This is a genomic window from Plantibacter lichenum (genome assembly GCF_050587525.1).
Classification (GTDB): Bacteria; Actinomycetota; Actinomycetes; order Actinomycetales; family Microbacteriaceae; genus Plantibacter.
The window spans coordinates 727,445-754,420 of sequence record NZ_JBOBFT010000001.1; the positions used below are offsets into that span (position 1 = coordinate 727,445).

General features: G+C 64.8%; 20 protein-coding genes. 8 read left to right on the forward strand and 12 right to left on the reverse strand.

Features of this window, described 5'->3' with window-relative positions; all coding sequences use genetic code 11:
• Window positions 1-24: 24 nt before the first annotated feature.
• The 8 genes from ACQ3HB_RS03210 to dnaA all read right to left on the reverse strand — a co-directional run bounded on the left by ACQ3HB_RS03210 (window position 25) and on the right by dnaA (window position 11,237).
• The gene (locus ACQ3HB_RS03210; protein ID WP_430917655.1) at window positions 25-432 is read right to left on the reverse strand and encodes a DUF3566 domain-containing protein; all 408 of its coding nucleotides are present in this window, start codon (window positions 430-432) and stop codon (window positions 25-27) included.
• The gene (gyrA, locus tag ACQ3HB_RS03215; RefSeq protein ID WP_430917656.1) at window positions 422-3,040 is read right to left on the reverse strand and encodes a DNA gyrase subunit A; all 2,619 of its coding nucleotides are present in this window, start codon (window positions 3,038-3,040) and stop codon (window positions 422-424) included. The genes ACQ3HB_RS03210 and gyrA overlap by 11 nt, the downstream gene beginning before the upstream one ends.
• 103 nt (window positions 3,041-3,143) lie before the next feature.
• A complete protein-coding gene (gene gyrB / locus ACQ3HB_RS03220; protein ID WP_430917658.1) occupies window positions 3,144-5,153 on the reverse strand; it encodes a DNA topoisomerase (ATP-hydrolyzing) subunit B in 2,010 nt (669 codons plus the stop codon).
• Window positions 5,154-5,276: 123 nt separating this feature from the next.
• Complete coding sequence (locus ACQ3HB_RS03225; RefSeq protein ID WP_430917660.1) at window positions 5,277-5,801, reverse strand: DciA family protein; 525 nt, start codon at window positions 5,799-5,801, stop codon at window positions 5,277-5,279.
• Window positions 5,794-7,041 carry a DNA replication/repair protein RecF gene (recF, locus tag ACQ3HB_RS03230; protein ID WP_430917662.1) on the reverse strand — a complete coding sequence of 416 codons (1,248 nt, stop codon included), beginning with the start codon at window positions 7,039-7,041 and terminating at the stop codon, window positions 5,794-5,796. The genes ACQ3HB_RS03225 and recF overlap by 8 nt, the downstream gene beginning before the upstream one ends.
• 216 nt (window positions 7,042-7,257) lie before the next feature.
• The gene (gnd, locus tag ACQ3HB_RS03235) at window positions 7,258-8,148 is read right to left on the reverse strand and encodes a phosphogluconate dehydrogenase (NAD(+)-dependent, decarboxylating) (protein WP_430917664.1); all 891 of its coding nucleotides are present in this window, start codon (window positions 8,146-8,148) and stop codon (window positions 7,258-7,260) included.
• A 16-nt stretch (window positions 8,149-8,164) separates the two neighbouring features.
• Complete coding sequence (gene dnaN / locus ACQ3HB_RS03240; RefSeq protein ID WP_430917666.1) at window positions 8,165-9,316, reverse strand: DNA polymerase III subunit beta; 1,152 nt, start codon at window positions 9,314-9,316, stop codon at window positions 8,165-8,167.
• Between the two features lie 496 nt (window positions 9,317-9,812).
• A complete protein-coding gene (dnaA, locus tag ACQ3HB_RS03245; protein ID WP_430917668.1) occupies window positions 9,813-11,237 on the reverse strand; it encodes a chromosomal replication initiator protein DnaA in 1,425 nt (474 codons plus the stop codon).
• A gap of 326 nt (window positions 11,238-11,563) precedes the next feature.
• On the opposite strand from dnaA, the gene rpmH reads away from it, so the two are divergent.
• The 8 genes from rpmH (at window position 11,564) to ACQ3HB_RS03285 (ending at window position 22,531) form a co-directional block, all read left to right on the forward strand.
• The gene (gene rpmH, locus ACQ3HB_RS03250) at window positions 11,564-11,701 is read left to right on the forward strand and encodes a 50S ribosomal protein L34 (RefSeq protein ID WP_042541555.1); all 138 of its coding nucleotides are present in this window, start codon (window positions 11,564-11,566) and stop codon (window positions 11,699-11,701) included.
• A 6-nt stretch (window positions 11,702-11,707) separates the two neighbouring features.
• Window positions 11,708-12,067, forward strand: coding sequence for a ribonuclease P protein component (rnpA, locus tag ACQ3HB_RS03255; protein WP_430917670.1), 360 nt, complete (start codon window positions 11,708-11,710; stop codon window positions 12,065-12,067).
• Window positions 12,064-12,375, forward strand: coding sequence for a membrane protein insertion efficiency factor YidD (yidD, locus tag ACQ3HB_RS03260; RefSeq protein ID WP_430917672.1), 312 nt, complete (start codon window positions 12,064-12,066; stop codon window positions 12,373-12,375). The genes rnpA and yidD overlap by 4 nt, the downstream gene beginning before the upstream one ends.
• Window positions 12,376-12,383: 8 nt before the next feature.
• Entirely contained in the window at window positions 12,384-13,361 is a 978-nt protein-coding gene (yidC, locus tag ACQ3HB_RS03265) for a membrane protein insertase YidC (protein ID WP_430917674.1), read from the forward strand.
• A gap of 8 nt (window positions 13,362-13,369) precedes the next feature.
• Window positions 13,370-13,879 (forward strand): Jag family protein, encoded by a 510-nt coding sequence (locus ACQ3HB_RS03270; RefSeq protein WP_430917675.1) that lies wholly within the window; start codon window positions 13,370-13,372, stop codon window positions 13,877-13,879.
• Window positions 13,880-13,899: 20 nt separating this feature from the next.
• Window positions 13,900-14,556 (forward strand): 16S rRNA (guanine(527)-N(7))-methyltransferase RsmG, encoded by a 657-nt coding sequence (gene rsmG, locus ACQ3HB_RS03275; protein WP_430917677.1) that lies wholly within the window; start codon window positions 13,900-13,902, stop codon window positions 14,554-14,556.
• A gap of 6,030 nt (window positions 14,557-20,586) precedes the next feature.
• Complete coding sequence (locus ACQ3HB_RS03280; protein WP_430917767.1) at window positions 20,587-21,525, forward strand: ParA family protein; 939 nt, start codon at window positions 20,587-20,589, stop codon at window positions 21,523-21,525.
• Between the two features lie 7 nt (window positions 21,526-21,532).
• Window positions 21,533-22,531 (forward strand): ParB/RepB/Spo0J family partition protein, encoded by a 999-nt coding sequence (locus tag ACQ3HB_RS03285; protein WP_430917679.1) that lies wholly within the window; start codon window positions 21,533-21,535, stop codon window positions 22,529-22,531.
• Between the two features lie 407 nt (window positions 22,532-22,938).
• Here ACQ3HB_RS03285 and ACQ3HB_RS03290 read toward each other — a convergent pair whose 3' ends face one another.
• The 4 genes from ACQ3HB_RS03290 to trxB all read right to left on the reverse strand — a co-directional run bounded on the left by ACQ3HB_RS03290 (window position 22,939) and on the right by trxB (window position 26,965).
• Window positions 22,939-23,895 (reverse strand): D-alanine--D-alanine ligase family protein, encoded by a 957-nt coding sequence (locus ACQ3HB_RS03290; RefSeq protein ID WP_430917681.1) that lies wholly within the window; start codon window positions 23,893-23,895, stop codon window positions 22,939-22,941.
• Between the two features lie 123 nt (window positions 23,896-24,018).
• On the reverse strand, window positions 24,019-25,341 hold the full coding sequence (locus ACQ3HB_RS03295; RefSeq protein ID WP_430917683.1) for an aminotransferase-like domain-containing protein: 1,323 nt from the start codon (window positions 25,339-25,341) through the stop codon (window positions 24,019-24,021).
• A gap of 278 nt (window positions 25,342-25,619) precedes the next feature.
• Window positions 25,620-25,940, reverse strand: a complete 321-nt coding sequence (gene trxA / locus ACQ3HB_RS03300; RefSeq protein ID WP_430917685.1) for a thioredoxin — start codon at window positions 25,938-25,940, stop codon at window positions 25,620-25,622.
• Between the two features lie 47 nt (window positions 25,941-25,987).
• A complete protein-coding gene (trxB, locus tag ACQ3HB_RS03305; RefSeq protein ID WP_430917687.1) occupies window positions 25,988-26,965 on the reverse strand; it encodes a thioredoxin-disulfide reductase in 978 nt (325 codons plus the stop codon).
• Window positions 26,966-26,976 lie beyond the last annotated feature (11 nt).

Genomic DNA, 26,976 nt, shown 5'->3' on the forward strand with positions numbered 1-26,976 from the left:
CAATCGGCACCCTCTACGCGGTTGCTAGTTGTTGGTGAAACCGACCAGGAGGCCGCCCGTCACCTTCACGCTCAGGTTGTAGAGCCCCGCGATGAGGGCTCCCATGAGCGTGATGACGATGAGGTTGAGGAGGGCGACGACCCCCGCGAAAGCCATCACCTGAGGCAGGTTGATGTACTGCAGGAGGTTGTTGCCCGGTCCGGCGATGTCCGTGAAGAGACCTCCGACGCGCGTGAACACACCGGTGCTGTTGAGCACCGTGTACACGAGGAAGAAGAAGACCACGATGACCACGGCGACGGCGATCGCCGCGAGGAACGACAGTTTCACCGCCGACCAGAAGTCGATGTACACCAGCTTCAGGCGCACCTGCTTGGTGCTCGTGCGTTTGGTCGACTTCTTGGCCAGTTTCTCGGCGACGCTACTGCTCATCTACTTCTTCCTTCTCCACCGGATTGTCATCCGGTCCAGAGGTGGTTTCCGGGACGGTCTCGGCTGCTTCGGTCCCGTCCGCTTCCGGAGAGTCCTGAGTGTCAAGATTCCTGTCACTGTTCTTGGCCAACGCGATGATGCGGTCGTCTTCTGCGAATCTCGCGAAAACCACGCCCATGGTGTCGCGTCCCTTCGCTGGAACTTCGGCCACGGCAGACCTTACCACCTTGCCACTGGCAAGAACCACAAGGACCTCATCGCTCTCGTCGACGATGAGAGCGCCCGCGAGGTCGCCCCGATCGTCGCTCAACTTGGCGACCTTGATGCCCAGGCCACCGCGGTTCTGGCCGCGGTACTGGTCCACATTCGTGCGCTTCGCGTAGCCGCCCTCGGTCACGACGAAGACGAACGCTTCGCGGTCCTCCTCAGTGTTCGAGGGGACCACAGAGGCGGAGAGGAGCTTGTCCTCGTCGCGGAAGTGCATGCCGATGACACCGCTCGTGGCGCGTCCCATGGGGCGCAGCGCGTCGTCGGTCGCGGTGAACCGGATCGACATGCCTTTGCGGGACACGAGCAGGATGTCGCTGTCGTCCTCGACCAGGAGGGCCGACGTGAGTTCGTCGCCTTCTCTCAGGTTGATGGCGATGATGCCACCGGAACGGTTGGTGTCGTACTCCGACAGCGCCGTCTTCTTGACGAGGCCGTCGTGCGTCGCGAGCACCAGGTACGTGGCCGCCTCGTAGTCGCGGATGTCGAGGATCTCAGCGATCTCCTCGTCCGGCTGCATGGCGAGCAGGTTGGCGACGTGCTGGCCCTTCGCGTCGCGGCCGGCCTCCTGCAACTCGTACGCCTTCGCTCGGTAGACACGGCCCTTGGTGCTGAAGAACAGCAGCCAGTGGTGCGTGGTCGTGACGAAGAAGTGGTCGATGACGTCGTCGGCCCGCAGCTGGGCGCCCTTGACGCCCTTGCCGCCGCGGTGCTGCTGACGGTAGTTGTCGCTCCGCGTGCGCTTGATGTAGCCGCCGCGCGTGACGGTGATGACCATCTCCTCTTCGGGGATGAGGTCTTCCATGTTCATGTCGCCGTCGAAGCCGAACATGATCTCGGTGCGACGGTCGTCGCCGAACTTGTCGACGATGGTCGTGAGCTCTTCGCTGACGATCGTGCGCTGACGCTCGGGCTTCGCGAGGATGTCCTTGAGGTCGGCGATCTGCGCCTCGATCTCGGCAGCTTCGTCGATGATCTTCTGACGCTCGAGGGCGGCGAGACGACGCAGCTGCATGTCGAGGATCGCGCTCGCCTGGAGCTCGTCGATCTCGAGCAGCGTCATGAGTCCCTGGCGGGCTTCGTCAGCAGACGGGGAACGACGGATGAGGGCGATGACGTCGTCGAGCGCGTCGAGGGCCTTGAGGTACCCGCGGAGGATGTGTGCGCGCTCCTCCTTCTTCCGCAGGCGGAAGACGGTGCGGCGGACGATGACCTCGATCTGGTGCGTGACCCAGTTCGTGATGAAGCCGTCGAGCGGGAGGGTGCGCGGGATGCCGTCGACGATCGCGAGCATGTTTGCACCGAAGTTGTCCTGCAGCTGCGTGTGCTTGTACAGGTTGTTCAGGACGACCTTGGCGACGGCATCGCGCTTGAGCACGATGACGAGGCGCTGGCCCGTTCGGCCGGACGTCTCGTCGCGGATGTCGGCGACGCCGGAGAGGCGGCCCTCCTTGACGAGGTCCGCGATCTTGAGCGCGAGGTTGTCGGGGTTGACCTGGTACGGCAGCTCGGTGACGACGAGGCAGGTGCGGCTCTGGATCTCCTCGACGCTGACGACGGCGCGCATCGTGATGGAGCCACGACCCGTCCGATACGCGTCCTGGATGCCCTTGGTGCCGAGGATCTGGGCGCCGGTCGGGAAGTCGGGTCCCTTGATGCGCTGGATGAGCGCTTCGAGGAGTTCGTCGCGCGAGGCGTCAGGGTTCGCGAGGTGCCACAGGGCGCCGTCCGCGACCTCGCGGAGGTTGTGCGGCGGGATGTTCGTGGCCATGCCGACGGCGATGCCGACGGAGCCGTTGACGAGCAGGTTCGGGAAGCGCGCAGGCAGGACGACGGGCTCTTCCGACTCACCGTCGTAGTTGGGCTGGAAGTCGACGGTCTCCTCGTCGATGTCCCGCACCATCTCGAGGGCGAGCGGAGCCATCTTCGTCTCGGTGTACCGAGGAGCAGCCGCGCCGTCGTTGCCGGGGGAACCGAAGTTGCCCTGGCCGAGCGCCAGCGGGTAGCGCAGGCTCCACGGCTGCACGAGACGCACGAGCGCGTCGTAGATCGCCGTGTCGCCGTGGGGGTGGAACTGGCCCATGACGTCGCCGACGACACGTGCGCACTTGGAGAAGGAGCGGTCCGGGCGGTAGCCACCGTCGAACATCGCGTAGATCACGCGACGGTGGACGGGCTTCAGGCCGTCACGGACGTCGGGCAGTGCACGCCCGACGATGACGCTCATCGCGTAGTCGAGGTAGCTGCGCTGCATCTCGAGCTGGAGGTCGACCTGGTCGATCCGGCCGTGGATGCCGTGATCCTCAGGCGTCGTGGTCTCGTCGTTCGTTTCGTCTGCCATGTTCTACTGCTTCTCCTGGTCCCTGAGCCTGTCGAAGGGCCTGTTTCGTGAGATCGTGTGGTTCCTGAGCCCGTCGACGTTCGACAAGCTCAGGGACCGGTGACTAGATATCGAGGAAGCGAACGTCTTTCGCGTTCTTCTGGATGAACGTGCGTCGGGATTCGACGTCCTCGCCCATGAGCGTGGAGAAGATCTCGTCGGCGGCGGCCGCATCGTCGAGGGTGACCTGCAGGAGCGTACGGGTCTGGGGGTCCATCGTGGTCTCCCAGAGCTCCTTGTAGTTCATCTCGCCGAGACCCTTGTACCGCTGGATGCCGTTCTCCTTCGGGATGCGCTTGCCGGCGGCGAGGCCGTCGGTGAGCATCGCATCGCGTTCGCGGTCGCTGTACACGTACTGGTGCTCGGCGTTCGACCACTTGAGGCGGTAGAGCGGCGGCTGGGCCAGGTACACGTAACCGAGGTCGACCAAGGGGCGCATGTACCGGAAGAGGAGCGTCAGCAGCAGCGTGGTGATGTGCTGTCCGTCGACGTCGGCATCGGCCATGAGGACGATCTTGTGGTACCGCACCTTGTCCGGGTTGAAGTCCTCGCCGATGCCGGCGCCGAACGCCGTGATCATGGCCTGGACCTCGTTGTTGGCGAGGGCGCGATCCAGGCGCGCCTTCTCCACGTTGAGGATCTTGCCGCGGAGCGGGAGGATCGCCTGCGTCTCGGGGTTGCGGCCCTGGACGGCGGAACCGCCTGCGGAGTCACCCTCGACGATGAAGATCTCGGAGATCGACGGGTCCTTCGACTGGCAGTCCTTGAGCTTGCCGGGCATGCCGCCGCCCTCGAGGAGGCCCTTGCGACGAGCGGTCTCGCGCGCCTTGCGTGCCGCGAGTCGTGCCGTCGCCGCCTGGAGCGCCTTGCGGATGATCTCCTTGGCCTGCAGCGGGTTCCGGTCGAACCAGTCGGTGAGCTGCTCGCTCACGACCTTCTGGACGAACGCCTTCGCTTCGGTGTTGCCCAGCTTGGTCTTCGTCTGGCCCTCGAACTGCGGCTCGGACAGCTTGATCGAGATGACGGCGGTGAGGCCCTCGCGGACGTCGTCGCCGGAGAGGTTGTCGTCCTTCTCCTTGAGGATGCCCTTGTCGCGCGCGTAGCGGTTGACGAGACCCGTCAGCGCTGCACGGAAACCTTCCTCGTGCGTTCCGCCCTCATGCGTGTTGATCGTGTTCGCGTAGGTGTGGACGCTCTCGTTGTACGCCGTGGTCCACTGCATCGCGACTTCGAGTGCCATCTTGCGCTCCGAGTTCTCCGACTCGAAGGAGATGATCTCGTCGTTGACGAGCTCAGCGCGCTTCGCCTTGTTGAGGTACTCGACGTAGTCGGTGAGACCGCGCTCGTAGAGGAACACGTCCTTCCGCTGGCTGTGAGCGGCCGAGTTGTCGTCTTCGTCGTCCATGAGGACGGCGTCGCGGAGCGGACGTTCGTCGGACAGCTCGATGCGGAGGCCCTTGTTGAGGAAGGCCATCTGCTGGAAGCGCGTGCGGAGCGTCTCGTAGTCGAAGTCGGTCGTCTCGAACGTGTCTGGGCTGGGCCAGAACGTGATCGTCGTACCCGTCTCCTCGGACGCCTCGTCCTCGTGGAGCGGAGCGTCCGGCACACCGTGCTGGTAGCTCTGACGCCACACGGCGCCCTGACGACGAACCTCGACCTCGAGCTTCGTGGAAAGGGCGTTGACGACGGAGGAACCCACGCCGTGGAGACCACCGGAGACCGCGTAGCCGCCGCCGCCGAACTTGCCGCCGGCGTGCAGCACCGTGAGGACCAGCTGCACGGTGGAGATGCCCTCGGTGGGGTGCATGTCGACCGGGATGCCTCGACCGTTGTCGATGACGCGGACGCCGCCGTCCTCGAGGATGGTCACGACGATCTTGTCGCAGTAGCCGGCAAGGGCTTCATCGACCGAGTTGTCGACGATCTCGTAGACCAGGTGGTGCAGACCACGCGGACCGGTGGACCCGATGTACATACCGGGCCGCTTCCGGACGGCTTCGAGACCTTCGAGAACCTGGATGGCACTTGCGCCGTAGTCGTTGTCCTGGGCGTGCGTATTCGGTTCTGATGTCATAGGAAAAGAGGGCTCCAAACCGTCGATATTCGACCTCTCCATCCTACCAAAAATGGGTGGTCGACTGGTCGGAAAACGCCCGTTTGAGACACTTTTTCAACCCCTGGTACCGAATTTGCCTTCCTAGCCGTAAGTATCGCGTGGACCACGCCCAGGAATCGACCTGGGGCCTCTTTTCCAGGACGGTGCACCGGGCCCTTGGAAACGGATCGAGTCGACCCCGGCGTCCGGATACCGTTCCGCGATCTTCACGAGGAGTTCATGACGCATGAGACGCAGCTGGGTCGCCCAGGCCGTCGACTCGCACTGGACGACGAGCACACGATCGGTGATCGAGACCGGTTCGGAGTGCTTGGCGGTCTCGTCGCCGGAGAGCTGGGACCAGTTGGAGAGCAACTCGTGCTGCGCGAGAGGCGAGTCCCAGCCGAGGCGCGTCGTCAGGTTGTCGATGACGTCGCCGAGTCCGCGAGGGTCGCGGCCGACGCCGTACGGCACCGAGTCCTCCGTCCGGGCCGCGGCGCGTTCACGCCTGGCACGGTCACGGGAGACGCGTTCGCCGCCGAAGAGTTCTTTGAACCGGCCGTAGACGGAGAGTGCGAGTTCCGCGGAGGATTCGTCGGTGCGGTCGAACCTGCCGGCATCACTCATCGCGCTCACCATCCTCGTCATCGCTCACGACGCCCTCCGCGGCCGGAGCCGGTTCGACGTCATCGCCTGCCTCGATGATACGTCCGGCCTCGATGTGGACGACGTGCGCACGGAACTCCTCCGGGACATCGTCGAAGACCGCGGCCGTGATGATGACCTGGTCGTAGACCGAGACGGCTGCCGCGAGTCGTGCACGACGACGGGTGTCGAGCTCCGCGAAGACGTCGTCGAGGATGAGCACGGGGTCGCCGAGCGACGAGTCTGCGCGGAGCAGTTCCGCGGAGGCCAGCTTCGCGGCGAGGGCGAACGACCAGGACTCGCCGTGGCTGGCGTAACCCTTGACCGGCAGGCCGTTGAGCCCGAAGAACACGTCGTCGCGGTGCGGGCCGACGAGGGTGAGACCGCGATCGAGTTCCGCGGAACGCTTGGCGGCGAGAGCCTCGCGGAACCGATCGGCCACGACCGCGATGTCGGCGAGGTCCGCAGCGGCGGCGGGAGATGCGTCGTCGTCACCCGCTGCAGTCTCGTCTTCCGCATCCGAGCCGGTGATGCTGAGCACCGGGATCAGCACCGGGCCGTGGTCGTCGCCCGCGACGGCCGCGTATGCACCGCGAAGCGGTTCTGCCAATTTTTTCACGAGCCGCACTCGTTCGGCGATGATCTCGGAGCCGTACTGCACGAGCCGTTCGTCCCACACGTCGAGGGTCGCGAGCGGACCGTCCTTGAGACCACGGGAGCGCGCGGACTTCAGCAGGGAGTTGCGCTGTTTGAGGGATCGCTCGTAATCCGACATCACGCCCGCGAGTCGAGGCGTCCGCTGGACGAGCAGTTGATCGATGAACCGGCGCCTGGCGGACGGGTCGCCGCGCACGATCAAAAGGTCCTCCGGTGCGAACAGAACCGTCGAGACGTACCGCGGGAGCTCACGCGGTTTGATCTGCGACCGGTTGACCTGTGCACGGTTCGCGGATCCGCGATTCAGCTGCACCTCGGCGAGGAGTTCGCGTTCGTGGTGGGCGATGCGGATGCGGATGATCGCGGCATCGGCCCCATGACGGATGAGCGCCTGGTCCGAGGAGACCCGATGGGACCCGAGCGTGCTCAGGTAGCCGATGGCCTCGACGAGGTTCGTCTTGCCCTGCCCGTTGCGACCCACGAACAGGTTGGGGCCGGGTTCGAGAGCCACGTCGACCGCCGCATAGTTGCGGTAGTCGGTGAGGTTCACATGCCGCACGATCACCACGTCACCCTACCGTGGCCCACCGACCGCCCTTCGACAGGCTCAGGGACCGAGCTCGGGTCACTCGACGCAGCGAACCGGTCACTGAAAGGCAGAAACCCGGTCACTGAGCCTGTCGAAGTGCACTTCGACAGGCTCAGTGACCGGGGATTCGGCTCAAGTGGCGGGTGTTCGGCTCAGTGACCGGGCACGACGCCCGGCGACCAGGACGGCTGCCTAGTCTTCGGCTTTCTTGACCGCGTGGCCACCGAACTGGTTGCGCAGAGCGGCGACGGCCTTCATCGCGGGCGAGTCCTCCTGGCGGGAGACGAAGCGGGCGAAGATCGACGCGGAGATCGTGGGGACGGGAACCGCATTGTCGATGGCTTCCTCGATCGTCCAACGGCCTTCACCGGAGTCCTCGACGTAGCCTTCGATGTCCTCGAACTCCGGGTCCTCCTCGAGCGCACGAACGAGCAGTTCGAGCAACCAGGAGCGGACGACGGTTCCGCGCTGCCACGCCTTGAACGTGCCGGGCACGTCCTTGATGATGTCCGAACGAGCGTCGAGGAGCTCGTAGCCCTCGGCGTACGCCTGCATGAGCGCGTACTCGATGCCGTTGTGCACCATCTTCGCGTAGTGGCCAGCGCCGACCTCGCCGACGTGGACGAAGCCTTCTTCGCGCGGGCCCTCAGGACGCAGAGCGTCGAAGACGGGCATGACGCGCTCGACCTGGGCGGCGGAACCGCCGACCATGAGGCCGTAGCCGTTCTCGAGGCCCCAGACGCCGCCGGAGACGCCGGCGTCGATGTAGTCGATGCCCTTCTTCGACAGCAGTGCGGCGTGTTTGAAGTCTTCCGTGAAGCGGCTGTTGCCGCCGTCGATCACGAGGTCACCCTCATCGAGCAGCTCGTTGAGCTCTTCGACGACGGAGTCGGTGACGGCACCGGCCGGCACCATGATCCAGACGGTGCGAGGGGCGGGAAGCGCTGCGACCAGCTCTTCCACGGTGGCCACATCGGTCACCTCGGGGTTGCGGTCGAAACCGGTGACCTCGATCCCTTTTTCGCGAAGGCGGGCACGCATGTTGTTGCCCATCTTGCCGAGACCGATGAGTCCGATGTGCATGATGATCCTTTGTATGTCAGCGCAGCAGCAGGTTGGGCTGCAGCAGGTACTTGTAGCTGTCAGCGCCCGGCTGATCCTTCGAGGACTGGCTTGTGATGAGCATCGGCCCGGGCTTGTTCGTGTTCTCGGTCTTGGTGAACGAGAAACGCACGAATTCGCTGCGGACGGCCGTGAGGCCGTCGATCAGGAACTGTGGCTTCAGTGAGAGCACGATGTCGTCGCCGGTGAGGAGGGCGTCAATGCCTTCCGAGGCCTGCGCCTGCTCGGAACCGATGGCTTCAAGCGTGAGGCCGTCGATGGTGAATGTGAATCGGAGGGCGGCTTCTCGTTCGAGGACGAGCGAGACACGTCTCGTCGCTTCGATGAGTTCCGCGGTGTTGATGATCGCGTAGTTGTCGACGACCTCGGGGAAGAGTCGCTTGACCGGCGGGAAGTTGCCCTTGATGAGCAACGAGGTGACGGTCTTGCGGTCTGCGCGGAACGCGATGAGCTCGCGGTCGTCGCGGTTGGTGATCGCCACGTTGATCGTGCCGCTGTGGCCGAAGGTCTTGCCGACCTCCTGCAGGGTCCGCGCGGGGACGAGTGCGGTCACGGTCTCGCTGGAACCGGTGCCGGTGCCTGCGTCCCAGTCGATCTCGCGGACGGCCACGCGGTAGCGGTCCGTGGCGACGAGGCTGAGGCTCGTGTCCGAGACTTCGAGCTGCACGCCCGTGATGACCGGGGTGACGTCGTCACGGCTTGCCGCGACGGCGACCTGGCTGACGGCCGTCGCGAACTCCTCAGCGGGGACGAGACCGAAGTCGGCGTCCACCTGCGGGATCGTGGGGTACTCCTCGACGGGCATCGAGCCGAGGGTGAAGCTCGCGGAGCCGCACGTGACCTGGATGCGGTTCTCATCCTTGCTGAAGCGCACGGGAGCGTTCGGGAGACGGCTGGCGATCTCCGAGAGCAGGCGGCCGTTGACGAGTGCCGTGCCGGCTTCCTCGACCTCGGCCTGGATCTCCGTCTGGCTGGACACTTCGTAGTCGAAGGACGACAGGACGAGCCCGTTGTCGTTCGCTTCGATCAGGATGCCGTTCAGGATGGGCAGTGTCGGACGCTGCGGCAGAAGTTTCACCGCGAACGAGACCGCCTCGCTGAAGACATCACGGTTGACACTGAATCGCACGACAAGACCCCTGTCCTCAGTTACACGATGACGTCACCAATGCTAGTGGGTGCGGCTCCGAGTCCAGTGATCCAGTGGCGAGACAGTGGGCATCGCCCGCTGTGGAGAAGCCCCGCTGGGGAAAGGTTGCTTCAGGGGAGATCGATTAATTAACGGTTAACAGTCTTAACCGGTGTGGAAACTGTGGATAACTCGGTCGATCCCGCTGAATCATTGGGAACTACAGGGTTGTAGCTTGTACACGCGGTGTGGGAACTGGGGTGCCGGGGTGTGGCGCCGAGGCCCCGTCGGTCCGAGTTCACTCACAAGCAGAGCCGATTCATCCACATCTCTCCACAAGTTATCCACAGCTGTGAACAGCCGACTGTGGAATCGACGCGGATCGTCTCCACAGGCTCGTTTCGTCTCAGGGCTTCTGAGCGAACGAAATCGGGCCTTCCGCGGCGCCGAAGCTCGCGAAAGGCCCAAAACGTGCTCCAGGAACGCTTGTGCCGAATCAGGACCCGTAGCGCAGGTTCTGCTTGATCCGGCTCGTCAATTCGGTCACCTGGTTGTAGATCGAACGCTTCTCCTGCATCAGATCCGTGATCTTGCGATTCGCGTACATGACCGTCGTGTGGTCGCGGTTGCCGAACAGCTGACCGATCTTCGGCAATGACAGATTCGTGAGCTCACGGCACAGGTACATCGCGATCTGACGCGCCGTCGCCACGGCCTGCGACCGGCTCGACCCGTAGAGGTCGTCGACCGTGAGCTTGAAGTAGTCAGCCGTCGTGTTGATGATGTCGATCGGCGAGATGACGTTGTCGTCGTCGAGGCTGATGACGTCCTTCAGGACGGTCTGCGCCAACCCCATGTCCACCGCGGTGCGATTGAGGCTCGCGAACGCCACGACCCGGATGAGCGTGCCCTCCAGTTCGCGGATGTTGCTCGACACCTTCGTGGCGATGAACTCGAGCACCTCGTCCGGGATGTGCAGCTTCTCGTTCTGCGCCTTCTTGCGGAGGATCGCGATACGCGTTTCGAGGTCGGGGGCCTGCACGTCCGTGATGAGACCCCACTCGAAGCGGGATCGCATCCGCTCCTCGAAGCCCGTGAGCGCCTTCGGCGGCAGGTCGCTCGTGATGACCACCTGCTTGTTGTGGTCGTGGAGCGTGTTGAAGGTGTGGAAGAACGCCTCCTGCGTCTCCGCCTTCCCCTGGAGGAACTGGATGTCGTCGATCAGGAGGATGTCGATGTCGCGGTACCTCGACTGGAAGAACGAGCCGCGGTTGTTGGCGATCGAGTTGATGAAGTCGTTCGTGAACTCCTCGCTCGACACGTAGCGGACGCGGATGCCGGCGTAGAGGTTCATGGCGTAGTGGCCGATGGCGTGCAGGAGGTGCGTCTTGCCCAGACCGGAGTCGCCGTAGATGAAGAGCGGGTTGTACGCCTTGGCCGGCGCTTCCGCGACAGCCACCGCGGCCGCATGCGCGAAGCGGTTCGACTGGCCGATGACGAAGTTGTCGAAGCTGTACTTCGGATTCAGTCGGGTGTCGTTCTCCCTCGCGGGGAGTGTGGGCGTCGGCGTGAGCTCCGGCTGCGCGTACTCCATGGGAGCCGCGACGGGCTCCGGGTGCTGGAACGCCTGCTCGTACTGCTCCTCCACGATCTCGGGATTCACGACGATCGCGTAGTTGTTCACCGGACCGCCGTCGACGATCGTGGACAATGCGCTGACGATGGGAGCGCGCATGCGCTGGTTGAGCATGCCCATCGTGAACTCGTTGGGCACCTCGAGGTAGAACGTCCCGCCCATGATGCCCTTCGGCACCACCAGATTCAGGAACCCGCGAAGAGGCGGGGTGACGCGGTCGTCGACCGCCAGGATCTCGAGCACCGATTGCCAGGTCCCAGCGATCGCATCATCGGCGTCCGACATGTTCTCCCCACACTTGTTCACAGGTTCATCCACAGGGTCTGCCCTGTGATTCCGGGGCTTTTGGCGGAAAAGACCGCACTCTGTGCATAACCCGAGCACTCACGCTAACAACATGGTGGCCGAGTCCCAAATCACTGTACGACCGGCCTGCGTGTCACTGCTAGCCTTTCTGGGAATCCTGTGGATAATCGATCTTTTGGGTGCAGCCGGTTTGACCTGCGTCACTTCAGGCCGTAGCTTTAATCAGTTGACTTCTGCCCGCGGGCACCTTTCCGTACCCTGCTGCCGCCTGTGCAGCGGTGAGTCATGATCCGGAGATCAAAAATATGAGCAAGAGAACGTTCCAGCCGAACAACCGCCGTCGTGCCAAGAAGCACGGCTTCCGTCTGCGGATGCGCACGCGCGCCGGCCGCTCGATCCTGTCGGCCCGCCGGGCCAAGGGTCGCACGGAACTTTCCGCGTAGCACCCGGTGCTCACCAAGGCGAACCGGATCACCGCCGCTGACGACTACCGAGGGGTAGTTCGTCGTGGGGTCCGGTTCGTCGGGGCGAACACAGTGCTGTACGTACGCAAGAACCCGGAGGGCGGTCAGCCGCGCTTCGGGTTCATTGTCGCGAAAACCGTGGGGAATGCCGTGACACGCAACCTGGTCAGACGCCGCTTGAAGGCGATCTGTTTCAGCAGTCTTGCGTCGAGCGCGCCCGGTTCCGACATCGTGATCCGCGCCTTGCCGCCTTCGGCGACCGCTCCGTGGCCGGATCTCGATGCCGAGGTCCGTCGATCCCTGCGCAAGAGCGGCACGCTCCAGAACACCGGTTCGCCGGTATGAACGACGTGATCTCCACGGCTGTGCTGCTGCCCCGGAATGCGGCCGTCCTGGTCCTCCGCGGGTACCGCGCCGCGATCTCCCCGCTCTACGGCGATGTCTGCCGGTACTATCCCAGCTGCTCCGCGTACGCTTTGGGTGCTGTCCAACAGCACGGCGTCGTCATCGGTTCGGCCATGGCGGCGGCGCGCATCGCCCGTTGTCACCCGTGGGCGGCGCCGCGCTTCGATGAAGTGCCGCCGAAGAAGAATTTCCGTTACAGCGTGACGCCACACGGATTTGTAGTGAACCCGAGCCACGGAAAGGGCTGACCCGCACGATGGACATTATCGGCACACTTCTCTGGCCGCTCAAGTGGGCGGTCGAATTGCTCCTGGTGGGCTGGCACCTGCTGTGGACGGCCATCGGGCTCGACCCTGCAGCCGGCATCACCTGGGTGCTGTCGATCGTGGGCCTCGTGCTCGTGGTCCGTGCCGCCCTGATCCCGCTGTTCATCAAGCAGATCAAGAGCCAGCGCAAGATGCTCGAGATCGCACCGCAGATGAAGAAGGTGCAGGAGAAGTACAAGGGCAAGCGCGACCAGGCCAGCCGTGAGGCGATGTCGCGCGAGACCATGGACCTCTACAAGAAGCACGGGACGTCGCCGGTCAGCGGCTGTCTCCCCCTGCTCGTGCAGATGCCGATCTTCTTCGCCCTGTTCTCCGTGCTCAACGACGCCCAGAAGAGCAAGGCCGGCGTCGGCCCCCTCAACGAGACGCTCGCCGTGCAGTTCGGCGACGCGAACCTCTTCGGCATCGCTCCGCTCCACACGAGCATGCAGGCCGCATTCGCCGCCTCCCCCGTCAACTGGGCCGTCGTCATCATCGCCGGCATCATGGTCGTCCTCATGACCTCGTCGCAGTTCATCACGCAGCTGCAGATCGTCTCGAAGAACATGTCGGCCGAGACCAAGGCCAGCCCGCAGTTCAAGCAGCAGCGGATCCTCCTCTACATCCTCCCCTTCGTGTTCCTGTTCTCGGGCTTCGCGTTCCCCCTCGGCGTCATGTTCTACTGGCTCACCTCGAACATCTGGACGATGATCCAGCAGTTCCTGGTCATCCGGAACATGCCGACGCCGGGTTCCGAGGCCGCAAAGGCCCGTGAAGAACGCCTCGCTCGGAAGGGCAAGCTCGTCAACCCCAACGGTGAGATCATCGTGGTGGGCGAAACGACGCCGGAGACGAAGAAGACCACGCAGCGCCAGCAGCCCATGGGCAAGGCGCGTGCGAAGAAGCAGACCGACGGACGAGACAAGTAGGAGTATCCGTGACTGACCAGGAACTGGCCGAAGCACAGGTCGAGGCGCCCGCGCCCACCATCACGCAGCTCGAAGAAGAGGGCGACGTCGCCGCGGACTACATCGAGGAGTTCCTCGATATCTGCGACATCGACGGTGACATCGACATCGATGCCCGCAACGGTCGCGCGTACGTGTCCGTCGACTCCCCCACCGAGAGCAACCTGCGTCTCCTGTCGCGTCCCGACACGGTCAACGCGTTGCAGGAACTGACGCGCCTCGCGGTGCAGAACCGCACGGGATCGTTCTCACGTCTGATCCTCGACATCGGCGGATCACGTGAAGCTCGCCAGCAGGAGCTCGGTGCTCTTGTCGACCGCGCGATCGAGCGCATCGAGGCCGGCTCGACCGAGGCTGCGCTGCCCCCGATGTCGAGCTACGAGCGCAAGCTGGTCCACGATGTCGTTTCTGGTCGGGGATTCGTCTCTGAATCGCACGGCGAGGGCCGCGACCGCCACACGGTCATCACCCGTTCTTGAGCACCGTTCCACGTGAAACAATGACTGCTCTCGAGACGCTCGAACCGGAGCCCGCGGAGGCCGCAGCCCTCTTCGGCGACGAGATCGAGCGAGGACGCGCATTTGCGACGAACCTTGCGACGCACGGTGAGCCTCTTGGTCTCGTCGGACCGCTCGAACTCCCCCGCCTGTGGACCCGTCACATTCTGAACTGCGCGATCGTCGCGCCGCTGCTGCGTCCCGGACGCGTCGGCGACGTCGGCTCCGGCGCTGGTCTGCCGGGGCTTGTGCTTGCGATCGCCCGCCCCGACGTGCACATGGTGCTCATCGAGCCGATGGAGCGTCGCATTGCGTGGCTCAACGATCAGGTCGCCGAACTCGGGCTGCAGAATGTCACCGTGACCAGGGCTCGAGCCGAAGACGCCGGCCTCACGGAGCCGCTCGACCAGGTCACCGCTCGAGCTGTCAGCGCCCTTCGCAAGCTCCTCCCCCTCACTGCTCCCCTGCTCCGCAGCGGTGGCGAGCTGGTGCTCATGAAGGGTGCCGGCGCTCAGGCCGAGGTCGATGCGTCGACGAAGGAACTCCGGAAGTACAAGGTGACCGACGTCCGCGTCGAGACACTCGGTGAAGGTGTTCTCGCCGAACCGACCCGGGTGATCCTCGGCACGGTTCGCGCTCCTCGTCACGCCGCGGAGTAGTTCGGTCCGGGTTCGAGATCGCTTCGTTCCTTTCTCGCCTTCACCGCCTGGCCACTCGCTCGGCTTCTTCTGCTCTGGTTGTGAATCGCGATCTCCGCTCTCTGAGTGTCTGGGCTCCGTCCGGTACCCGAGCCACCCCGGCTCTGGGTACCTGAGCCTCCCCGGCTCTGGGTTGTGAGCGTTCCGCCAGCTCTTGTCCCGGGCCTTCTGCGAGCTCTGGTCCCTGAGCCTGTCGAAGGGTACGCATCCGGTCCCCCGAGGCCGGCCCTGCTTCGGCCCCGTTCACTGAGCTTGTCGAGGGGTGAATCTGCACCGTCGTGTCGACGCTCGCTTGCACCGGACGGTCCTGTCGCGGGCACATCGATTTCCTGAGTTCCTTGTGTTGCTGGGGCTGGCCTGGCTCGGTACAGGAGAGTGCTACGGCTGCACCGTGGGTTCGGTTCGGTCACCGTCGGTGTCCGTCGGGTCCGGTCCTTGAGCTTGTCGAAAGGTGAAGATCTTCCGACTCCCGGACGCCCCGACTCCCCGACTCGCCGGACGGCACCAGGCTGGTTTCATGCAGCAGCCATTCTGAGCTGTCCGCGCTGAGATGGTCGCGGGTCTCGATTGTGGCCAAGTGACGCGATAGTCGTGCGATGACGATCGGGTTGCACGTTCATGGCCGCCATCTGCTGGCGTCCGACGCACTCGACCATGCGTTTGAGCCGCTTCGTCAGAACGGATTCTGACGGGGTGCAGTTTTCCGAGATGGTGAAAAGTGCTCAAAAAGTTCGTCAGGAGCCATTCTGCGGTCAAAACAGGGTCCTCCTCGGCGGTCATTCTCACCATTTTCGAGGTGGTATTCACCACTTCGAGTGACTGGTTAGCGCCGCTCGGCCCATTTCTGCCAGCCCCGGGGCAGCTCCCGAAGCTGGTTGTGTGGGCGATATCCAATCGAACTCGCTCAGAGACATCGGACCTTTGTGTGCGGGCGCGGCGTGTGGCTGGGAACTTCGGCGCGTGTACCGAGGCGTCCGGCCCGCGCGTGAGGTCCTGCGCGGAGAGGCCCGTCGTCCTGAGTGCCAGATCGCGGTGAGCCGAGTGCGGCTGAGGCATGCGTGATGCGGCAACGATGAGACTACTCGAGCACCTTGGTGCGGACTGGAGCGCGCGTGATCTGCGCGTGGCACCTACGCCAGTCGCTGGACATTCCGGTGAGTGACACGTGCCCGGCTTGGATACTCGACCTGGTCCGTGATCTCGGCGCTTCTCCGCCGGGCTCACGGTGGTGGTCGAGAAGCGTAGTTGTGACGCAAGTCGCTCTGGATTCTGGGGTCCGTCGTGTCGAGCGTGCCTGGTTTCGCGGCGAATCTTCCGCGTTGGGACCTGTCTCCCGCGAAGCCTGACAGCCACATTCTGTCGGGTGCTCCTTCTCCGCGCGCAGCACAATCCACGACTGGCGGCGCGCGTGAACGCATCTCGAGGCCCGTCTCGCGGGTTTCGCGGTGGGAGCGAAGCGGTACTCGATGTCTATCCGGCTCGGTTCAGCACGAAGCGTTTCGCGGGAGGATCCTCGGTGTCGGTGTCGGTGTCGGTGTCGGTGTCGGTGTCGGTGTCGGTGTGGTGCCCGCGCGGGTGTTCCGACGCGGGTTCCGGTTCTGTTGAGCCGGTCTGGAAAATGGTCCTCGAGGCTCGGGAGAGCGATGTGCGAGGGTGTCCGTGCTGCCGTGCTGCCGTGCTGCCGTGCTGCCGGAGTGGCAATGGGTGCCCGGTGACATCTCATGCGTCTGGAGGACGGAGCGGTGACGGATATTCGATGCGAATGCGTGTGGCGGTGTCTCATTCATCGTTGTGCCGCGTTCCCCTGCAACGACCTGCGCACGGTGCACCCGGAGCGACGAATCCATGTGTGGATCCAGGCGCGTTCTGTAGCCATAGCTGTCTGTACGCGTGATTGGAGTACCCGGCGCTTCGAAGCATTGGTTTGGTTGCAAGGCGGATCGATCGAGGGGGCAAAGGGTCGTTGCTGGGAGCGGACCAACGGAGCGCTCCAGAGAGCGGCGGAGGCATTACTGTGGCCTTGTGTTGGTGGCTCTGTCGTTCTTCCTGTGCTTGCGGCGACACTGTTCGAGCACGTGCCCCCGTGTTCTTCGGGATTCCGCAGCTGCTAGGAGCGTGCTCCCCAGGTTGATTGCTTGTGATTGCGGCGCGGGCTGGCATATGCGGTTCTGGCAAGGGTGGAGTCTCGACACTCGTCCGTCTCCTGTATCTCGCAAGTAGTCCATCGGGGCTCGTTTCACGTGAAACGGGCGAGATGTCAGTGTGGCGTTTCGGTGCTCGTGCTCGTGGCCGTGGCTCGGTGTGGACACCAATCGAGTTGGGTCCGAGTCCATTTCACACTGCCTGACCAATCGTCTCGAGCGAATTGTGGGGCGCGAGTCACCGTTCGTATCGAACGTTTCACGTGAAACGTTGTGGGTTCGCGCTCATCGCAAGCAACCCGTGGGGGCACTGGGGTTGCATCGCGCCCGCGCCCGATCGCACCCGGTGCAGCCGCGCCGCCGTCCCTCAGGCGTTGGCTGTGTGGCATGTTGCCTACTGGGTGGGGCGCCGGCAGAGCGCGAAGTTCGCGGATGCAGATACCGGCTGCCCGTGTGCGTCGCACGTCTGTGGCTTCCGCGGGATGACGCTGCACGTTGGCCACTTCTCCCCCACGCGGGAACGGTGTCTTCGTTGTGCATGACGCGTTGCACAGGGGCGCCCGGAAGATCGGTGGCCAGGTGCCGCTGCGCGGTGGCACGCGGACGGGTGCCGCACCCGCCCACGTGTTTCAGGGCTCTGCGCGATGCGAGAGGCGCCTCTGCGCGGGCGTGCTCCGGTGTGCTGTGGCCCGAGCGCCCGAGGAGGCTCGACACGGGCCGTGGCTGAGAACACGACTGGAGCGTAGATTCGCGTTTTGACTCGCGTCTGCGTCTTCACCGCGCGCTCGTACGGCTTGAGTGGATACTCTCATTTGTTTCACGTGAAACGCAGCCTTGAAGTCGCGGGTACATGACGGGGCGAGACCTGGCCGTCGCTGGGGATCCGACACTGGCCCCCGCTTGAATTGCGCGCGACGCCTCCGTGGGCGGGCGAGCCCCGGCTCTCAGGAGGCACAGATCTCGAACGCTCGCGGCAACTGCGTCCCGACCGCATCACCGATGAGTTCGCCCGCCACGGAGGTTGCTGCGGGAGTACATGATTGGTATCTGAGAGCGAGCGACGTGAGCAGATGTTTCACGTGAAACGAGCGTGGGTCCGGCGACGAGCGGGATGCGTGGGAGAGCTGCCCGCAGAGTCGGAGTCAGATTTCGGATTCGGTGCTGTGGAAAATTGACACAGTGTGCACTGTCGCTTTCCACCGTGCCGGGCGCGAGACCACCGATCGCCGGAGAGGGCCGTCGGAAGGTCTTCGCGCGACGTTTCACGTGAAACGTCGCCGCGGTGACGCGTGGCCGCTGTGCGCGGATGGGAGAGTTCGACCCCAAGACTGCCTTTGGTTGGTCAACGGAGGGGTTGAGGCGCTGGTGCGTGGAAGGCGGCATTGCGAGGAGTGGCGGGTCGTTCAGGAATGGCGTCGACGCAGCCGAGGAACTGTGTGTGGAGGCGTCACCGGTGCTGGGCGGCGCTGAACCCCGCGCTTGTTCGTCGCCTGGCCAGTTCAAGACCGAGGGGTGGGTGGAGCAGAGATCGGAGTTCTGCGGTCGGCCTACTCCCCGACCTCGAGTGAATGTAGCGAGGCGCGTCGATGGCGGGGGAAAGACAAACGAGGTACCGGAGCGGCAGCACGGGTAGCCCACCGGGTAGACGTCAATTGAGAGTGGGGCTGAGGTCCACTGAACGTCTGGCCCACTGGGAGGGCCACGCCAGTGAGGTCGGTTGCTGGGTGTCGTGCATTGTTGGACGGATCGCATGATCACCGGGTGGGCACTTCGACACGCTCAGTGATCGGCGGGTTCGGCGGGCGGGTGGGCCCGGGATGCGTAGCGGTTGGAGTACTTCGACAAGCCCAGTGGTCGGGGTGGCCTGGTTTCGTGGCGGAGTGCTTCGGCAGACATGGTGGGTGAGCGGGGCACCACGACAGGGGCGGTACGTCGGGTCCTTCGGCAAGGACGGTGACCGGGGGTGGATTTGTTGATGTGCGCTTCGGTGGGGCCGTGGGTTCTCGGGGTGCCGCGGTAGGGGCGGTGGGTGGGGCACTTCGACAAGCTCTGCGACCGAGGCTCGGCGTGAGTGGCGGGTCGGAAGGTGTGTGGGCGTGGGGCGCCTCGGTGGGTTGAACGAGTGAGATCGTTCGGTAGGGCGGAGCGCTGTGAAGTGGGGCGTGCCGACGCGCCGGGCAGGGCAGGGCTGGGCGGGGGGTAGGGCTGGGCGGGGTAGAGACGCGGGAGGCCGAGATGGGGCGTACGAGGTCGTCACCACGTCGATTCTCGATGCGCGCCGAGATGAAGCGCCTGGGGCAGGCACACCGACATCGTTCCAGGGAGAGCTCGGTGGAAGCTGCGGACTTGGACGATCCAGGGCGCTCCCCCACCAGGCGGAGTTCGGAAGGGGTATCGGGCGATGCGCTGCCGGCGAGTGCAGCGCATCGACGAGCGCTGGTGCTGGCGCCACGGCTAATAGGGCGATTCGAGCGCGGAGACGCCGTGACGGCGTCGCGCTCTGTCCCGCATTGCCGGAAGCGCTCGATCTGGACGGCGCACCTCGGGCGACTGGACTGCTCCGGGAGTCGCTCTGGTCCCACGCGAAAGCTCGGGTACATCGTGGTCCGAACGAGGTCGAAGTGACCGTGCAGAGCCGCCCCCTCTCGGCGTCGTCAAGAGCGCTTGAGAGGGGTGTGGAGTGCGATGTGGACAAGTGTCGGGTTGCTTGTGGATAACCCTGTGTAGAACATGTGGGGAGACAGCATTCATCCACAGGCTGTCGCCGCACGAAGGTGCACGAACAGATGGCCGCGTATGGAGCTCAGGCCGATGGTCGCCTGGCGATCATGGGTGTTCCTGAGTGCCTCAGCGCTCAGGTTCGAGATTGTGAGTCGTCTTACATCCCTGTCATTCCGCGAAAAATGGGGGACATTGTGTACTTTCGCTCACAGCTTCGCGCGTCGCGCGAATCGAGCGTCATCCCGGGCGCGTCGCACTGCTCGCCGGAACCCGCAGGGCGTTCTGGTCCGGAACTGAACTATCCACAGAGATGTGCACACGAACGCCTCCTGTGGATAACACTGTGGAAACTCGCTCGAATATCTGCTGAAAAGATCCCTCACGCCAGCCTCCTGGGAGGCTCCGGCGAGGTACTTGAGACACCTCGTTCTTCACTCGATCGCGGCGGCTGGGCTGTCTCGAACCGGCTCCTCGGAGAGTGTGGGTGGGAGCCCTTGCAGACGTCGCGGAGACAGAGACCGTCTGATCGATCAAGGCTGAGCTCGCACTCGGAGTGCCGCCGAAAGGCTCGCCGACTCGTACGACGCCGGCGCGCTCAACGCGCCGGACCATCGACCCAGTCAGATGACCGCAGGGCTCTCCGGCGACATCGCTCCATGGGCTCGGAGGTCGACCTCGCGCAGTCACAGGGAGCGTTGCGCGACGCGTGCTGAAGACGCATCGGTGCGGGAGCGATGGGGGCGAAGAGTGCCCTGGACCAGCGGGTGCACGGCGTCGATATATGCAAGCTGGCGATGAGTGATCGGGAGTACTGACGAAGAATGCTGCGGCTCAGGCGTTCCAAGAAACGGGAACCCAGAAACGCCGGCTCCGATACGGGCAGGAGCTCCAGGACTGACATCACTCGATCGCCATGCACGACGACGTCACGGCCGTGCGGGGAGATGCCATCCGGCAGGTGTGAATCGGCTCCGGATGAGGCTCCGCCACAGGCTGGAACTCGCAGAAATCCGCGCAGAGTCGGGGATCTCCCGCATCGTGATCAGGGGACGCGCTGGTACGGTGGAAAGATACGTTTCGATCGAGAAGGTTTCACGTGAAACAACCTGAACCAACGCACTCCGCCGCTCTGACGCGCGACTCAGTTGGTGGCGGATTCGATGCGTCTACCCCGCTCGCTCGCGAGCTCCACGATCTGACGGAAAGGCGGAAGGCACTGGCTCACACGACGCTTCCGCTCCCCCGACGCACCCGCGTCTTCACGGTGTCGAACCAGAAGGGCGGGGTCGGCAAGACGACGACCACCGTCAACATCGCGGCGGCACTGGCTCAGTCAGGCGCCCGCGTGCTGGTCATCGACCTCGACCCGCAGGGCAATGCGTCCACCGCCCTCGGTGTCGCGCACCACGCCGAGGTGCCCAGTGTGTACGACGTGCTGATCGACGACTTCCTGCTCGCGGACGTCGTGCAGCAGAGCCCCGAGTTCCCCACGCTGTTCTGCGCTCCTTCGACCATCCATTTGGCCGGCGCCGAGATCGAGCTCGTGTCACAGGTTGCGCGCGAGCACCGGTTGCGCACCGCTCTCGAACAGTTCATCGCGGATTCGCCGGAGCCGTTCCACTACGTGCTCATCGATTGCCCTCCCTCACTGGGCCTGTTGACCATCAATGCCTTCGTAGCCGCCCAAGAGGTATTGATCCCCATCCAGTGCGAGTACTACGCGCTGGAAGGCCTCAGCCAGCTCCTGAGCAGCATCCAGCTCATCCAGCGACACCTCAACCCCACGCTCGCCGTCAGCACGATCCTGTTGACGATGTACGACGGACGCACGAACCTCGCTCAGCAGGTCGCACAGGACGTCAGGGACCACTTCACCGACCAGGTCCTCGACTCGGTCATCCCCCGCGCCGTCCGCATCTCGGAGGCCCCCAGCTTCGGCCAGAGCGTGATCACCTACGATCCGACGTCTCTTGGAGCCGTGTCCTACTTCGAGGCCGCTGCAGAGATCGCGAAGCGCTGGCACGATGCAGAGACGTCCGGCTCACCGGACACCGAGAACCAGGAGTAGACGACAGATGGCAACCAAACGAACCGGACTCGGTCGGGGCATCGGCGCACTCATCCCCAACACGCAGGAAGGTCAGGCTGCACGTCCGGTCGACGTCTTCTTCCCCGACAGCCAGGCGAGCGCGCGTCAGGAAGCTCAGGCGGCGAAAGCCGCCGAGGAGGCACAGTCCGCGGCGGACGCGTCCGAACAGCTCGTCGCCGTGCCTGGTGCGCGTCTGGCGCACCTCGATCCCCATTCGATCGTGCCGAACGCCAGCCAGCCTCGCACCGTGTTCGACGAAGAACACCTCGCAGAGCTCGTGGTCAGCATTCGCGAGGTCGGCGTCCTGCAGCCCATCGTTGTCCGTCCTATCCCCGGCGAGACCGGCCGCTATGAACTCATCATGGGTGAGCGCCGCCTCCGCGCCTCGAAAGAGGTCGGCCTGGAGAGTATCCCGGCGATCATCAAGGACACCGCCGATGAAGCGATGCTCCGCGACGCGCTCCTCGAGAACCTCCACCGCTCCCAGCTCAACCCGCTGGAAGAAGCGTCCGCGTACCAACAGCTCCTGGCGGACTTCGGCATCACGCAGGACGAACTCGCGACCCGCATCGGCCGCTCGCGCCCACAGATCAGCAACACCATCCGCCTGCTGAAGCTCCCGGCCAACGTGCAGAAGCGCGTCGCGGCCGGCGTCCTGAGCGCGGGTCACGCTCGGGCGATCCTGTCCCTGACCGACGTCGACGCGCAGCAGCGCCTGGCCGACAAGATCGTCAACGAATATCTCTCCGTGCGCTCGGCTGAAGCAGCAGCGGGCAAGGTCGCTCCGGCCAAGAAGACCAAGCCTGCCGCTGGGTCGCGCCGCGGCCACCTCGATGAGATCGCAGAACGACTCGGCGATCGACTCAACACGCGCGTCAAGGTCACGCTCGGTGCAACAAAAGGCCAGGTCGTGGTGGAATTCGCCACCATCGCCGACCTCAATCGCATTCTCGGCGAGATCGGCGAACCCGGGTTCGGTCAGTAATCGATTCTGCCTGGCTGCATGAGGGGTGTTTCACGTGAAACGTCCGGGGTGCGGATGGTCGGCCGGATTGTAATTCGACTCTGATCTGGGATTGTTGAGTAGAGCGTCGATGTTTGTGCGCTTCGACAAGCTCAGCGACCGGGGTCTGTGAGCGAAGGGCACTTCGACAAGCTCAGTGACCGGGACTGCGAGAGTGGCCGCGGCAGGCACTTCAACAGGCTCAGTGACCGGGATCTGTGAGCGAAGGGCACTTCGACAAGCTCAGTGACCGGGACTGCGAGAGTGGCCGCGGCAGGTACTTCGAGAGGCTCAGCGACCGGGATCGGCAGACGCTTCGACAGGCTCAGCGACCGGCGGGACGAGCTCGACGACCAGCGGGCGCGCGACGCTCGATGGTCGGCGGGCGCTCAGCGGTCGGCGATCGCGGCTTCGACGAGCTCGCTGTAGACCTCTGAGAGTCCCAGCCCGGCGGCGGTGATGGCCAAGGGTACGAGCGACGTCTCCGTGAGGCCGGGGAGCACGTTCGCTTCGAGGAACCACGGGGTGCCCGCCTCGTCGACGATGAGGTCGATGCGCGACAGGTGGCGCAGTCCAAGCAGCTCGTGCACGGCGATCGCGATCTCCGCAGCCCGCTCCGCCACCTCGGCGCTGATGCGGGCCGGAGCGTAGAAGGTGGTCTCCCCCGCGTTGTACCGAGCCTCGAAGCTGTAGACGCCGGAGCGCGGGACGATCTCGACGGCGGGCAGGGCGCGGGGGCCGTCGCCGGTGTCGATGATCGAGATCGCGAGCTCCGTGCCGGTCACCTTGCGTTCGATGAATGCGACGTCGCTGTACGTGTACGCCTGCACCATTGCTCGCGGCAGTTCAGACGCCTCCGTGATGATCGTGACGCCCTGAGCCGACCCGCCCTTGGCGGGCTTCACGACCGCCGGCGTGCCGATGTCCTGCAGGACCTCCGTGAGGACGCTGCCGGCGCCGAGCTCGCGGAACGTCTCCGTGGGCAGGGTGATCCAGTCGGGCGTGTCGATGCCGGCTCGCCGGACGAGCACCTTGGCGGTGGGCTTGTACCAGGCGAGTCCGGCGCCCTCCGAGTGCGACCCGACGTAGGCGACGCCCTTCGTGCGCAGGAGCGCCTGCAGGGCGCCGTCCTCGCCGCTCGCGCCGTGGAGGGCGGGCCAGACGACGTCGACCGGGTGTTCCGTGAGTGAAGCGAGGAGCGTTGCATCGGGGTCGCGCTCCGTGACACGGTGTCCCGCGGCTTCGAGCTCTTCGGCGACGCGGAGACCCGAGCGCAACGAGACATCGCGCTCGTGTGAGATGCCGCCGGCCAACACGAGGACGTCTCGCTGAATCTTCTCATTCATGATCAGGCCTTTTCTCTCCATGGTGCCGTCGTGCCGTGCGGTGTTCTGCGTGGTGCGAAGTGATGTCGTCGTGTGAGGTGAGGTGCGTTGCCGAGCGATCCGGATGGATCATCCGCAGGCCGTTCAGGACATGTTGGGCGGCGGCGCGTTGTACTTGCTGGGGCCGTCGACGACATCGAGGCTCCCGGTGCCCGCGAAGGTGTTGAGGAGGTCGAGTTCGCCGTTGATGACGGTCGCCAAGCGCCGGATGCCGAGCTTGATCGCCTCCGGGGTCGGATAACAGAACGACAGTCGGATGTTCCGACGGCCGTCCCCGTTCGCGTAGAAGGCCGTACCGGGCGTGTAGGCGACCAGCTCCTTGACCGCGCGAGGCAGCATCGCCTTCGAGTCGAGCTGTTCCGGAAGTGTCAACCAGACGTAGAACCCGCCGTTCGGGTTCGTCCAGCTGAGCGACGGCAGGTACTCCTCCAACGCTGAGAGCATCGCGACCTTGCGTTCCCGATACACCCCGCGGAACGTGTTGATCTGTGCGCGCCAGTCGGCCTGCTCGAGGTACTGCGAGACGACCATCTGACTGAACGATGACGGACTGAGCACGGCCGCTTCGTTGGCGAGGATGAGCTTCTCGCGGATCGCGTGCGGGGCGAGCGCCCAACCGACCCGGAAACCGGGGGCGAGGGTCTTGGAGAAGGTGCCGAGGTACACGACGCCGTCCTGATCGACCGAACGCATCGCCTGCGGCGGCGGCCCGTCGAAGTAGAGGAGGCCGTACGGGTTGTCCTCCAGGACGAGGATGTTGTTCTGCTGGCAGATCTCGATGATCTCCAGTCGACGTTCCCAACTGAGGGTGACGCCGGCCGGATTGTGGAAGCTCGGGATCGTGTAGAGGAACTTGATGGTCTTGCCGGCCGCGCGGAGGCTCGCGATGTGCTCGCGGAGCGCCTCCGGGATGAGGCCGTGCTCGTCCATCGGGACGTGGTCGACTTCCGCCTGGTAGCTCTTGAAGATCACCATGGCGGTGACGTAGCTGGGGCCCTCGGAGATGACGACGTCGCCAGGGTCGAGGAAGAGCTTGCTGAAGAGTTCGAGGGCGTGCTGGCTGCCCGTGGTGACGACGACATCGCCCGCGCTGCCTTTGATGCCCTCGAGCGCCATCACGTCGAGGATCTGCTCGCGTAGGCGAGGGACGCCCTGGCCGGAACCGTACTGGAGCGCGGCGGCGCCCTGTTCGCGGATGACGCGATCAGTCGCATCGCGCACGAGCTCCTGCGGGAGGGCGGACACGAACGGCATCCCGCCGGCGAGTGAAACCACCTCGGGGCGGCTCGCCACGGCGAACAGCGCTCGGACCTCGCTGGCCGCGAGGCCGGCCGTGCGGGCGGCGTATGCGCCGTACCACGGGTCGAGACTGTTACCGCTGGTCGTGGGGATGCCCTGTTGTGACACGTTCCATCCGATCTGTGTGACTGCTCAATGCTAATGCGAAAGCTGGGGAGTTCTGGTGCGGGGAGCCCGATGATGGGCCAGGGGGTGGTGATTGGACCGAACCACGTGGCGTGAGGAGAGCGGCCTGAGGAGCCCTTCGACAGGCTCAGGGACCGGAGCTCAGGCGAGCTCAGGGACCGGGAGCGCTAGGGACCGGAGCTCAGGGAGCGGGCACCCGGGTACGAGAAAACCCGCCCGGCTCCAAGAGCCGGACGGGTTCGAAGTGCTCGAGGTGTCGGCTACGCCAGGTAGGCGGCCAGGTCGGCCTCGAGGGCAGGCTTCGGCTTCGCGCCGATGACGGTCTTGACGACCTCGCCGCCCTTGAACACCTTCATCGCGGGGATGGAGGTGATCTGGTACTGCATCGCGAGGTTCGGGTTGTCGTCGACGTTCAGCTTGAGAACGGTGATCTTGTCGCTGTTCTCCCTACCGATCGTGTCGAGGATGGGGCCGACGGCGCGACACGGGCCGCACCATTCAGCCCAGAAGTCGACGAGGACGGGCTTGTCGCTCTTGAGGACGAGTTCTTCGAACGTTGCCTCGGTGACAGCTGCTGACATTGGGTTTCTCCTTCGTGGTGCCCTGGTGGATGCTCCAGGGCGGTCGGTCAAGCGGTGGTGGTGGCGAGGGCGGGATCAGCCGCCCCGGCTTCCCCCGCGGCCTGCTCCAGGTCTGCGAGGAAGTGTTCGGCGTCGAGCGCCGCGACGGTCCCGCTGCCGGCGGCCGTGATGGCTTGACGGTAGGTGGGGTCGATGACGTCGCCTGCGGCGAAGACACCCGGGAGGTTGGTCTTCGACGAGCGACCCTTGACGGCGATGGTGCCCTCGGGAGCGAGGTCCAGCTGGCCGTGCACGAGGTGCGTGCGGGGGTCGTTGCCGATGGCGATGAAGAGGCCGCCGAGCGGGAGGTGCGACTCCGTGCCGTCGACCGTGGAACGCAACTGCACGCCATCGACCGCGTCGTCACCGGTGATGCCCGTGACTTCGCTGTTCCACACGAACTCGATCTTCTCGTTGGAGAACGCGCGCTCCTGCATGATCTTCGAGGCGCGCAGCGTGTCCTTGCGGTGGATGATGTAGACCTTCGACGCGAATCGCGTGAGGAACGTCGCCTCCTCCATCGCGCTGTCCCCGCCGCCGACGACTGCGATGGTCTTGTCCTTGAAGAAGAAGCCGTCGCACGTGGCGCACCAGGAGACGCCGTGGCCGGAGAGGCGCTCTTCGTCGTGGATGCCGAGCTTGCGGTACGCGGAACCCGTCGCGAAGATGACCGACTGGGCTTCGTGGACGTCGCCGCCGCCGAGCGTGACCTTCTTCACGTCGCCGGAGAGTTCGAGGGAGGTGACGTCGTCGTAGACGACCTCGGTGCCGAAGCGCTCCGCCTGCTCCTGGAACTTCATCATGAGTTCGGGGCCCTGGATGCCCTCGGGGAAACCGGGGTAGTTCTCGACCTCGGTCGTGTTCATGAGTTCGCCGCCGGCCTCGACCGACGATGCGATGAGCAACGGGGAGAGGTTGGCACGCGCGGCGTAGATGGCCGCCGTGTAACCGGCCGGCCCTGATCCGATGATGATGACCTGACGCACGCTGCTCCTTG

What these genes read in the sequence shown, in the direction of transcription:
- ACQ3HB_RS03210 (WP_430917655.1), bottom strand. Translation starts at nt 432, where the DNA reads ATGAGCAGTAGCGTCGCCGAGAAACTGGCCAAGAAGTCGACCAAACGC.
- gyrA (WP_430917656.1), bottom strand. Translation starts at nt 3,040, where the DNA reads ATGGCAGACGAAACGAACGACGAGACCACGACGCCTGAGGATCACGGC.
- gyrB (WP_430917658.1), bottom strand. Translation starts at nt 5,153, where the DNA reads ATGACATCAGAACCGAATACGCACGCCCAGGACAACGACTACGGCGCA.
- ACQ3HB_RS03225 (WP_430917660.1), bottom strand. Translation starts at nt 5,801, where the DNA reads ATGAGTGATGCCGGCAGGTTCGACCGCACCGACGAATCCTCCGCGGAA.
- gnd (WP_430917664.1), bottom strand. Translation starts at nt 8,148, where the DNA reads ATGCACATCGGACTCATCGGTCTCGGCAAGATGGGCAACAACATGCGT.
- dnaA (WP_430917668.1), bottom strand. Translation starts at nt 11,237, where the DNA reads ATGTCGGACGCCGATGATGCGATCGCTGGGACCTGGCAATCGGTGCTC.
- rpmH (WP_042541555.1), top strand. Translation starts at nt 11,564, where the DNA reads ATGAGCAAGAGAACGTTCCAGCCGAACAACCGCCGTCGTGCCAAGAAG.
- yidD (WP_430917672.1), top strand. Translation starts at nt 12,064, where the DNA reads ATGAACGACGTGATCTCCACGGCTGTGCTGCTGCCCCGGAATGCGGCC.
- yidC (WP_430917674.1), top strand. Translation starts at nt 12,384, where the DNA reads ATGGACATTATCGGCACACTTCTCTGGCCGCTCAAGTGGGCGGTCGAA.
- rsmG (WP_430917677.1), top strand. Translation starts at nt 13,900, where the DNA reads ATGACTGCTCTCGAGACGCTCGAACCGGAGCCCGCGGAGGCCGCAGCC.
- ACQ3HB_RS03285 (WP_430917679.1), top strand. Translation starts at nt 21,533, where the DNA reads ATGGCAACCAAACGAACCGGACTCGGTCGGGGCATCGGCGCACTCATC.
- ACQ3HB_RS03290 (WP_430917681.1), bottom strand. Translation starts at nt 23,895, where the DNA reads ATGAATGAGAAGATTCAGCGAGACGTCCTCGTGTTGGCCGGCGGCATC.
- trxA (WP_430917685.1), bottom strand. Translation starts at nt 25,940, where the DNA reads ATGTCAGCAGCTGTCACCGAGGCAACGTTCGAAGAACTCGTCCTCAAG.